10 protein-coding genes are annotated in these 9221 nt (G+C 66.4%); 8 read left to right on the forward strand and 2 right to left on the reverse strand.

Annotation, left to right across the window (positions count from 1 at the left end; genetic code table 11):
• The coding region (locus QOI01_RS23240; protein WP_526385133.1) for a gamma-glutamyltransferase family protein at window positions 1-1430 on the forward strand (1430 nt) is incomplete at its 5' end.
• Window positions 1431-1490: 60 nt separating this feature from the next.
• Here the strand turns inward: QOI01_RS23240 and QOI01_RS23245 are convergent.
• On the reverse strand, window positions 1491-1733 hold the full coding sequence (locus tag QOI01_RS23245) for a hypothetical protein (RefSeq protein ID WP_526385134.1): 243 nt from the start codon (window positions 1731-1733) through the stop codon (window positions 1491-1493).
• A 305-nt stretch (window positions 1734-2038) separates the two neighbouring features.
• Between QOI01_RS23245 and relB the strand changes: the two genes are divergently transcribed.
• Genes relB through QOI01_RS23280 form a run of 7 tightly spaced genes read left to right on the forward strand, consistent with a single transcriptional unit; the run spans window position 2039 to window position 8427 of the window.
• Window positions 2039-2626, forward strand: coding sequence for a type II toxin-antitoxin system RelB family anti-toxin (gene relB / locus QOI01_RS23250; RefSeq protein WP_526385136.1), 588 nt, complete (start codon window positions 2039-2041; stop codon window positions 2624-2626).
• 44 nt (window positions 2627-2670) lie between these two features.
• The gene (locus QOI01_RS23255) at window positions 2671-3792 is read left to right on the forward strand and encodes an ABC transporter substrate-binding protein (protein WP_526385138.1); all 1122 of its coding nucleotides are present in this window, start codon (window positions 2671-2673) and stop codon (window positions 3790-3792) included.
• Between the two features lie 15 nt (window positions 3793-3807).
• Window positions 3808-4704, forward strand: coding sequence for an ABC transporter permease (locus QOI01_RS23260; RefSeq protein ID WP_526385140.1), 897 nt, complete (start codon window positions 3808-3810; stop codon window positions 4702-4704).
• Window positions 4701-5501 (forward strand): ABC transporter permease, encoded by an 801-nt coding sequence (locus QOI01_RS23265; RefSeq protein ID WP_526385142.1) that lies wholly within the window; start codon window positions 4701-4703, stop codon window positions 5499-5501. Before QOI01_RS23260 ends, QOI01_RS23265 begins: the two co-directional genes overlap by 4 nt.
• Window positions 5491-6582: an ABC transporter ATP-binding protein gene (locus QOI01_RS23270; RefSeq protein ID WP_526385144.1), complete on the forward strand. Its 1092-nt coding sequence runs from the start codon at window positions 5491-5493 to the stop codon at window positions 6580-6582. Before QOI01_RS23265 ends, QOI01_RS23270 begins: the two co-directional genes overlap by 11 nt.
• A gap of 26 nt (window positions 6583-6608) precedes the next feature.
• Window positions 6609-8027, forward strand: coding sequence for an NAD(P)/FAD-dependent oxidoreductase (locus QOI01_RS23275; RefSeq protein ID WP_526385146.1), 1419 nt, complete (start codon window positions 6609-6611; stop codon window positions 8025-8027).
• Window positions 8028-8067: 40 nt separating this feature from the next.
• Entirely contained in the window at window positions 8068-8427 is a 360-nt protein-coding gene (locus QOI01_RS23280) for a cupin domain-containing protein (protein WP_526385148.1), read from the forward strand.
• A 5-nt stretch (window positions 8428-8432) separates the two neighbouring features.
• On the opposite strand, the gene QOI01_RS23285 is transcribed toward QOI01_RS23280, so the two are convergent.
• Entirely contained in the window at window positions 8433-9131 is a 699-nt protein-coding gene (locus tag QOI01_RS23285; RefSeq protein ID WP_526385150.1) for a FadR/GntR family transcriptional regulator, read from the reverse strand.
• Window positions 9132-9221: the final 90 nt, after the last annotated feature.

Consider the following 9221-nt stretch of genomic DNA (forward strand, 5'->3'; position numbering starts at 1 on the left):
TCGGCGGCGATCTCATCGCATTGGTGCGCACTCCCGATGGCATCGTGACGTGTGTCAACGCCTCGGGCTGGGCAGGCGCCGATGCCGACGCCGAGGCGATGCGCGCCAGGTACGGGTCTGCCATGCCCAGCCGGGGCGCCGACACAGTCACGGTGCCAGGCGGGGTACGGGGGTGGGAGACGTTGCGCCGCTTCGGTAGTCGTCTCCCATGGGACCGTCTACTCCGGCCCGCCGAGGAAGCTGCCGAGCGAGGGGTGCCGGTCGCCGCATCGCTGGACGCCCATCTCGCCGACCCCGAGAATGCCGACCTCATCGGTCTCGAGGACTTCGACCGAGTGTTCCGGCCCGGCGGGAGACTGCTGCGCGGCGGCGAGGAGTTCCGGCAGCCCGAACTCGCCGCGACGTTCGCAGCGCTGCGGGCGTGCGGTCCGGACGAGTTCTACACCGGGGGCCTCGCCGCGCGCACGCTGCAGTACCTGCGCGCCCGTGGCTCCGTGCTGAACGGTGCCGACCTTGCCGAGTTCCAGCCCGAGTCCACCGCGCCGTTGGCGGTCGACTTCCGCGGCGTGACGGTGTTGACGAGTCCGCCGAACACCCACGGGTTCATGATGCTTCGGGCTCTGCGAGCCATCGAGAGCATCGGCGTCGAGGCTCCGCTCGGCGACGGGATCGGTACTCTCATGCGGGTGTTCCACCACGGCAACCGGCTCCGCTCGGCCCGCCTGGCCGACCCGCGCATGGCCGACGTGGACGTCGCCGCGTTGGTGGACGGCGACCTCGGAGCCGTCACCCCAGTCGCCGAAAGACCCGAGGTCGTTGGGTCGGTTGCCCGCGGTGACACGGTCGGCGTCGCCGCTGCCGATGGCGACGGGATCGCGGTGTCTCTGATCCAGAGTGTCTACCACTCCTTCGGTTCCGGGCTCGTCGATCCGCAGACCGGCATCCTCTTCCACGACCGCGGCACCGGTTTCTCGCTGGACGCCGGGTCACCGAATGCGTTGGCGCCCAGAAAACGTCCGCTGCATACGCTAATGCCGGTGATGACGACGCAGAACGGCGCAGTCCGTCACGTCCTGGCGACGATGGGCGGACAGGGCCAGCCTCAGATCCTGACCCAGGTGCTGCTGCGCATGCTGGGCGGGGCCACGGCCGCAGACGCCGTCGCCGCGCCGCGGGCCGTCGCGGGTCCGCAGGAGCACGGCTGCACGGCCGACTCCGTCGTCGTCGAGACGGACGTCGATCCCGTTGCCGCAACGTCTCTCGCCGCGTCGGGCCTCGCGGTCGTCGAAGTTCCCAGACACACCGAGGGGCTGGGGCAGGCCAACGTGGTGCAGGTGGGCCGCGACGGTCAGTTCACCGCGGCGGCAGATCCGCGCGCCGACGGTTCGGCCGTCGTCGTGCAGTACGCCCGTCACCACCGGAGCGGGTAGTGAGGTGGTGACCCGGAGGCTCACCCGTTCGTCGGCCGCCATCTGCACGTGTGGCTCGTGTCAGTCCGTTGGTGTCGAACCCCAGTAGGCCGAGCGTGCCCACGATCGGCCTTCGTGGCCCAGCAGCGCCAACCATTTGTAGGCACGCACGATGACGGAGAAGAACAGCGGCGCCGCGATCGTGCCGAACGGCACGGCCTGCAACCGCGGTCCGACGCGGAATGCCGCCATCGTGAATGGCAGCCCGGTCAGCAGCGCGATCAGCGTCACCCAGGCGGCGTTCTCGAAGCTGCGCAGGAACACCGTGCCCCGTCGGCACCACGAACACGGGTACCAGCAGGACGAGTGGCAGCAGGTAGAGCAGGGCCGGTGACTGCCACCACCCCGGCCCCAGCCGTACGCGTAAGCGCGGGAACGCGATCGCAGTCACTGGCCTGCCCAGGTGGACCGCTGGTTGAGAGGTGTGGGCCAAGGCACGCTGGACTGCAAATGTGATCTACGTCTTGCGCCCTGCACGGGATCCGCTTACGGTCGACCATGAAGCGAACAAAATGTTCGTTCACAACCACCGAACTGTTCTGCGTCAGCGAACGGAGGGTTCTCTCCCGATGGGTTCGACCGTAGAACCCGGTGTCGATCCGACGGCCGACGCGGACGCTGCCGTCGGTGGGCGCATTCGCCAATTCCGGGTCGCGCGCAAGCTGAAACTGCGGCAACTCGCTGATCGTGCAGGCATCTCGCCGGGCTTTCTCAGCCAGGTCGAGCGCGGACAGGTCAACGCGAGCGTGAGCACGCTGCGGCGGTTGTCCGAGGAACTAGGGATCACGCTTCCGGATCTGTTCGCCGACGACCACGTCGGCGACGTTCGCATCCTCCGCAAGGCCGACCGTCCGGTCATCGAGGTGTCCGACCTGAGCGCAAAGTACCTGCTGTCCCAGAAACCGCTACGAAACCTCGAGGTATACGTCGGCGAGCTCGCTCCCGGTGCGAGTGCGGGCGACGCCTACGTACACGGTGACGCGCAAGAGATCCTCGTCGTCATCTCAGGGGGTCCGACGCTGGAACTCGACGGCAAGCCCTACCTCCTGGAGGCCGGAGACAGCGCGGAGTACCGCACCTCCGTCCCGCATACCGTCCACAACAGCGGTGACGCGTACACCGAATTGTTCTGGATCGTCAGCCCCCCGACCAACTGAATACAAGTTCCGACCACGCCGTCGCTAGTTCAAAGGAGATTCGAATGGTCACCTCAACCTTCGTTCGACGCCTGCCCGTCGTGCTCGCCGCGTGCATGCTTGCAACCTCCGCGTGTTCGTCAGGACCCGCGCCGGGCGCCGCCGTCGACCTGGGTAGTGGCCCGCCGAAGGCAGGCACGGTCAAGGCCGACGCACTCAAGGGTCTGACGCTGACCTTCGTCTCCTACGGTGGCATCTATCAGGATGGCCAGACCCAGGCCGCGATCGACCCGTTCGTCAAGGCCTCCGGCGCCCGCGTACTGCAGGACGGCCCAACCGAGACCGCCAAGATCAAGACGCAGGTCGAATCCGGCAACATCACATGGGACGTGATCGACTCGACCAACGTGATCACCGCGCAACACTGCGGCGACCTCTTCATGCCGATCGACACGAGCATCGTCGACCTCAGCAAGCTTCCGCCGGGCTCCAAGACCGACGAGTGTTCGGTGCCGGCCATGGGCTACGGGCTCATCGTCGTCTACAACACCAAGAAGTACGGCGCCAACCCGCCCAAGACGTGGGCCGACTTCTTCGACACCGCCAAGTTCCCCGGCAAGCGCTCGATCGAGGGCATCGCGGGCGAGCTCGATCCGGGCGTGCTCGAGGGCGCGCTCCTGGCCGACGGCGTTGCGCCAGCTCAGGTTTACCCCATCGATGCGCCGCGTGCGCTGCGCAAGCTGTCCAGCATCCGCAACGACATCGTGTTCTGGAACAGCGGAGCGCATGCCCAACAGCTCATCGAGGGCGGTCAGGTTGACATCGCGCTCGTCTGGAGTGGACGCGCCTACTCCGCTGTGAAGAACGGCGCCCCGTTCGCACCGATGTGGGACCAGTGGATGCCGGAGGCCGACACGATCACGGTGCCCAAGGGCGCGAAGAACCCCAAGGCTTCCATGGCGCTGATCAACTACTACCTAGGTGCCGACCAACAGGCCAAGCTCTCCGAACTGACGTCGTACAGCCCCATCAACGTCGACGCGAAGCCGCAGCTCGACGATCTCGCCAAGAGCTACCTGACCACCACCCCGGAGCGCGGCAAGGACCGCTTCCCTCTCGACGTCGCGTGGTGGGCCAAGAACAACGACGCCATGAACGCGGCGTACTCGGATTGGCTTGCCAAGTAAGGAGATTTCGGACCCATGACCGTAGTCGACGTCTTCTCCGGAGGAGCGGCGCCGCCACGATCACGGACCGAGGTCGCAGGAGCGAAGCGTAGGCGCCGCGGCGCCTACGCTCTGCTCACCCCCTCGGTGATCCTGGTGATCGGTGTATTCGTGGTACCGCTGGCGCTGATGCTGTGGCGCGCCTTCACCGATCCCGTTGCGGGGTTCGGCAACTTCAGCTGGTACGTGGGCGACGACGTGCAACGCCGAGTCTTGTTGCGCACCTTCACCACGGGGCTCGAGGTGACCGTGATCTGCCTGATCCTCGGGTACCCCTACGCCTACGCAATGGTTGCGTTCGGTCCCAAGGTGCGAGCGGTTCTCACGATGCTGGTGCTGGTCCCGTTCTGGACCAGCCTGATGGTGCGTACGTTCGCATGGGTGATCCTGTTGCAGGACAACGGCCCCGCGCACGCGGTCCTGAAACTCATCGGTCTCGGGGAGGTCCGACTCATCCGCACCAATCTCGGCGTGGTGATCGGTATGAGCCAGATCCTGGTGCCGTTCATGGTGTTACCGCTCTACGCGGTGATGTCGGGTATCGACCGCCAGCTGGTGCTGGCCTCGTCGAGCCTGGGTGCGCGTCCCCTGATGTCCTTCGCCCGCATCTGGGCGCCGTTGACCATGCCGGGGGTGGGCGCCGGATGTCTGATGGTGTTCATCAGCAGCCTCGGCTTCTACGTGACACCGGCGCTGCTCGGCTCGCCCGACAACGCGCTGATAAGCCAGCAGATCTACGTTCAGGTCAACAGCCTGCTGCAGTGGGGCAGGGGCGCGGCGATGGGTGTCGTCCTGCTGCTTCTGACGTTCGTGGTGCTCGCGGTGCTGATGCTGGCGTTGCGCCGCGCCTCCCGGCAGGAGCAACCCTCGTGAATAGGCGCAGTACGACGTTCTGGCACGCCTTGCTACTGGTGTTCTGCGCCGTCGTCGCGCTCTGGCTGGTCGCGCCGTCGCTGATCGTGGTGCCGCTCAGCTTCACCGACCGAGCGTCGTTCAACTTCCCTCCCACCGGTTGGTCCACGCAGTGGTACACCAACTTCTTCACCGATCCGTCGTGGCTCTGGTCGCTGGAGGCCAGCATCCGTGTCGGCCTGCTGGTCGCCGTCGTCGCCACGGTGTGTGGCACGGCGGCGGCGGTGGCGTTCAGTCGGGCCCGCTTCTTTGGTGACCAAGGTGTGCGCGCCCTCCTGCTCTCACCGATGATCGTTCCGGTCATCGTGGTGTCGATCGGCATCTACGCAATCTATCTGCGACTGAATCTGCTTGGTACGACGCTGGGTTTCGTTGTCGCACACAGCGTGCTCGCCCTGCCGTTCGTGATCATTCCGGTGAGCGCCAGCCTTCAGGGTTTCGATCGTCGCCTCGAGGATGCCGCGGCCATCTGCGGGGCGCGTCGGTGGACGACGTTCCGCACCGTCACGCTGCCGTTGGTGGCCCCGGGTGTCCTGTCGGGTGCGCTGTTCGCATTCGCCACCAGCTTCGACGAGGTGGTCCTGTCGCTGTTCATCCAGAGTCCGTACCTGCAGACGCTGCCGGTCCGGATGTATTCGTCTGTCACCCGCGACACCGATCCCACGATCGCAGCGGCCGCCACCGTGATCCTGGCGCTCACGACAGCGCTGACGATCGTTGCCAGCATCTTCACGATCAGGAGAAGCCGTGTCCGATGATCCCGCGCCGCATGGCGCATCCATCACGATGCGGGGGCTGACCAAGCGATATGACTCGGTCACCGCCGTCGACGCCATCGACCTCGACGCCCGACCGGGGGAGTTCCTCACCCTCCTGGGGCCCAGCGGTTCCGGTAAGACCACCACGCTCAACATGATCGCCGGTTTCGTCGACGTCACCGAGGGTGAGCTTCAGATCGACGGCAGACCGGTCACGGATCTGCCGCCGTACCGGCGCAACATCGGCATGGTGTTCCAGCAGTACGCGCTCTTTCCGCACATGACGGTGACCGACAACGTCGAATATCCGTTGCGACAGCGCAAGATGGCAAAGGCCGAGCGCAGGGAGAAGGTGGCGGCCGCCCTGCGGACTGTCGGCCTCGAGGACTACGGCAGGCGCATGCCCAAGGCGCTGTCCGGCGGCCAACAGCAACGCGTCGCGCTCGCGCGGGCCATGGTCTACGAACCTCGCGTGCTGCTCATGGACGAGCCGCTCGGCGCGTTGGACAAGAAGCTGCGTGATTCACTGCAACTCGAGATCAAGCGCATCCACGGTGAACTCGGCACGACGTTCGTCTACGTGACGCACGATCAGGACGAGGCGCTCGTGCTGTCCGACCGCATCGCTGTGTTCAACGATGCGCGCATCGAGCAGGTCGGAACCCCGACCGAACTCTACGAACGCCCCAAGAGCATCTTCGTCGCCCGCTTTCTCGGCGAGTCGTCCGTCTTCAGTGGAACGGTCACCGACGAGCAAACCGTAGACGTCGGTGGGCGCCGAATCGTGGCCGGACGTGGGGACTCGGCGCGCGGTGACACCGTCGCGGTCGTCGTGCGGCCGGAGCGGATCCGATTGGTCGCAGGCGACTCCGAACCCGACGCCGTCAATGCCGTACCGGGCACCGTGACCCAGGAAATCTACCTCGGAAACTCCCGCAAGGTCGAGGTCCGGCTGTCCGACGACACCGTGGTGCTGGTCCGCGAGAGTGCGGGCAGCATCACGGCGACCCAACCGGGGCAACGGATCTGGCTGACGTTCGACCCCGACAACGCGGCGATCCTCTCTGCCGCCTCCCGCTGATACCCGAGTAAAGGAGCAAGAAGAGCATGTCACCCGTTGGTCGCACGTCCCGCGGTCTTGCCAATGACTTCGTCAATGGAAGTGTGTCGTTCTGGTACCGCTCCGCCGGGTGGCCGGAATCGAGGCCACCGCTGCCGAGCTCCCTCGATGTGGACGTGTGCATCGTCGGCGCCGGTCTGACCGGCCTGTGGTCCGCCTTCTACCTCAAGCGCGAGCAACCCGACCTGCGAATCGCCATTCTGGAGAAGGAGTTCGCGGGGTTTGGAGCATCCGGCCGCAACGGGGGATGGCTGTCCGCCGAGCTGGCTGGATCACGTGATGCCTACGCCTCGACACACGGCCACGACGGCGTCGTCACGCTGATGCGGGCGATGCGCGGCGCCGTCGACGAGGTCATCGGCGTCGCGGAGGTCGAGGGCATCGACGCCGACATCGTCAAGGACGGCGTGCTGCACGTGGCGCGAAACCCGGCGCAGCTGGGCCGCCTCCGCGAATCGGTCGACTACGAGCGGCGATGGGGCGCCGGACCGGAAGACTTCGTCGTCTTGACAGCAGATGAGTCCAACGCCCGGATCCGGGTTCAGAACGCGGTGGGAGCGATGTTCAGCCCGCACTGCGCCCGCGTGCAACCTGCCAAGCTCGTGCAGGGTCTGGCGCGCGTCGTGGAGGGCATGGGCGTGGCGATCTATGAGCAGACGGCGGCGACCGGCATCGAGCACCGCCGTGTGGTGACCGACCGCGGCGACGTGCGCGCACCCGTGATACTCCGTTGCCTGGAGGGCTTCACCGCCACCATGCCCGGTCAGCGTCGTGAGTGGCTTCCGATGAACTCGTCGATGATCGTCACCGAACCACTACCCGAGTCGGTGCGCGCCGACGTCGGCTGGGACGGTGCCGAACTGCTCGGCGACTACGCGCACGGATACATGTACGCCCAACGCACCGCAGACAACCGGATTGCCCTGGGCGGCAGGGGAATCCCCTACCGCTACGGCTCGACGCTGGACCATCGGGGAGTCACTCAGCAGTGGACGGTCGACGCGCTGACGGCTCTGGTGCGTGACATGTTTCCCGCGACCCGCGAGGTGCCGATCAGCCACGCGTGGTGCGGCGTGCTCGGCGTGCCCCGCGACTGGACGGCCACCGTCGACTTCGACCGGGCGAGCGGATTCGGCACCGCAGGCGGTTACGTCGGCAGCGGCCTCACGACGACCAACCTGGCCGGCCACACCCTCGCCGACCTCGTCCTCGAACGGGACACCGAACTCACCCGCCTGCCCTGGGTAGGTCGACGCGTTCGCAAGTGGGAACCGGAGCCGTTGCGCTGGCTCGGTGTTCAAGCCATGTACGCGCTGTACCGGACCGCAGACCGGCGCGAGGCCGCACGGGGGCTGTCGACGACGAGCGGACTAGCACGGTTGGCCAACAAGATCACCGGGCGCTGAGCACAGGCCGATCCCACGATCACGGAACAGGAACAGCGGAATGATCTCACTACCTTTGGGCGCACACCTGCGTCACGACAACGCGGTCGCTGCGGAACTGCCCGCGCCGCAGCCGAAGCCGACGAGCCGCAGCAACCAGGCGGAGGCCACACTGAACGTCTGGTCGGGTGATTCGACGCATGCCGGCGTGTGGGAGTGCGGACCGGGCGAGTTCACCGCGGACCGGTCGAACGAGACCGAGGTGTGTCACATCATCGCGGGTTCGGGCACCGTCGTCGGAGAGGACGGGGTTCGCGCCGACATCGGACCCGGCTCGCTGCTGGTACTGCCCAAGGGCTGGCGCGGCACGTGGTTCGTCACGGAGACCATCCGCAAGACCTACGTCACCGTCGGAGGCTGACCGACCTACTCGCCGCGCCTCTTGGTCGCCTTGGCGATGAGTTCCTTGACCTCTTCGAGGTGAAGCATCATCGCCTCCTGGGCGGCTACGGAATCGTGATCGCGGACGGCGTCGTAGATGCGGTGATGACCGCGTGTCGAGATGCGCCGACCCACCCGGGTGGCATGCGAATACTGCCGCACGTCGTGGGTCCACTCGCTGCTCCTCGCCTGCAGCGACTCGAGCAGGGGATTCTGTGCTGCCCGTGCCAGCAACGTGTGAAACTCGACGTCCAATCGCAACGACTCGGCCTGCAGCAGGTTCTCGCCAGACCTGTCCAACACGTCACTGAGCTGCAGGAGGTTCGACCTGGTTGCCCGGCTGGCCGCCAGCGCGGCGATGGACGGCTCGATGATCTCCCGCAGCTCTGCGGCGTAGGCAGCCGAGGCGTCCTCGGCGGCGAGGCTGCGAAAATCCTCGGAGGTGCCTTGCACTGCAAGCACAGTCGTGCCACGCCCCGGCCTGCGCTCGATCAATCGTTTGCCCTCCAGCTCGTGCATGGCCTCGCGAAGCGTCGAACGCGACACGTCGAAGGTCTCGGCCAGCTCCCGTTCAGAGGGCAGTCGCGAGCCAGGGACCAGTTCATTGGTGGCGATGAGCCGCTCGAAATGCGCCGCGAGCACCACGGAGATGTTTTGCCCACGACGCGGTACCGGCACGGCCATCGGCACATCATAGTCAGACGGCCCCCCGAGTCGGCGCGATTACGTCGTGTAAACGGCGGGATGTCACACGTAAACGCTTGGTAAATCAAC

It is taken from the genome of Mycobacterium sp. (assembly GCF_032162605.1).
GTDB lineage: Bacteria > Actinomycetota > Actinomycetes > Mycobacteriales > Mycobacteriaceae > Mycobacterium.

Bases quoted from the DNA above. Each gene is read 5' to 3' on its own strand.
- QOI01_RS23260 (WP_526385140.1), top strand. From the start codon at position 3,808: ATGACCGTAGTCGACGTCTTCTCCGGAGGAGCGGCGCCGCCACGATCA.
- QOI01_RS23285 (WP_526385150.1), bottom strand. From the start codon at position 9,131: ATGGCCGTGCCGGTACCGCGTCGTGGGCAAAACATCTCCGTGGTGCTC.
- relB (WP_526385136.1), top strand. From the start codon at position 2,039: ATGGGTTCGACCGTAGAACCCGGTGTCGATCCGACGGCCGACGCGGAC.
- QOI01_RS23255 (WP_526385138.1), top strand. From the start codon at position 2,671: ATGGTCACCTCAACCTTCGTTCGACGCCTGCCCGTCGTGCTCGCCGCG.
- QOI01_RS23280 (WP_526385148.1), top strand. From the start codon at position 8,068: ATGATCTCACTACCTTTGGGCGCACACCTGCGTCACGACAACGCGGTC.
- QOI01_RS23275 (WP_526385146.1), top strand. From the start codon at position 6,609: ATGTCACCCGTTGGTCGCACGTCCCGCGGTCTTGCCAATGACTTCGTC.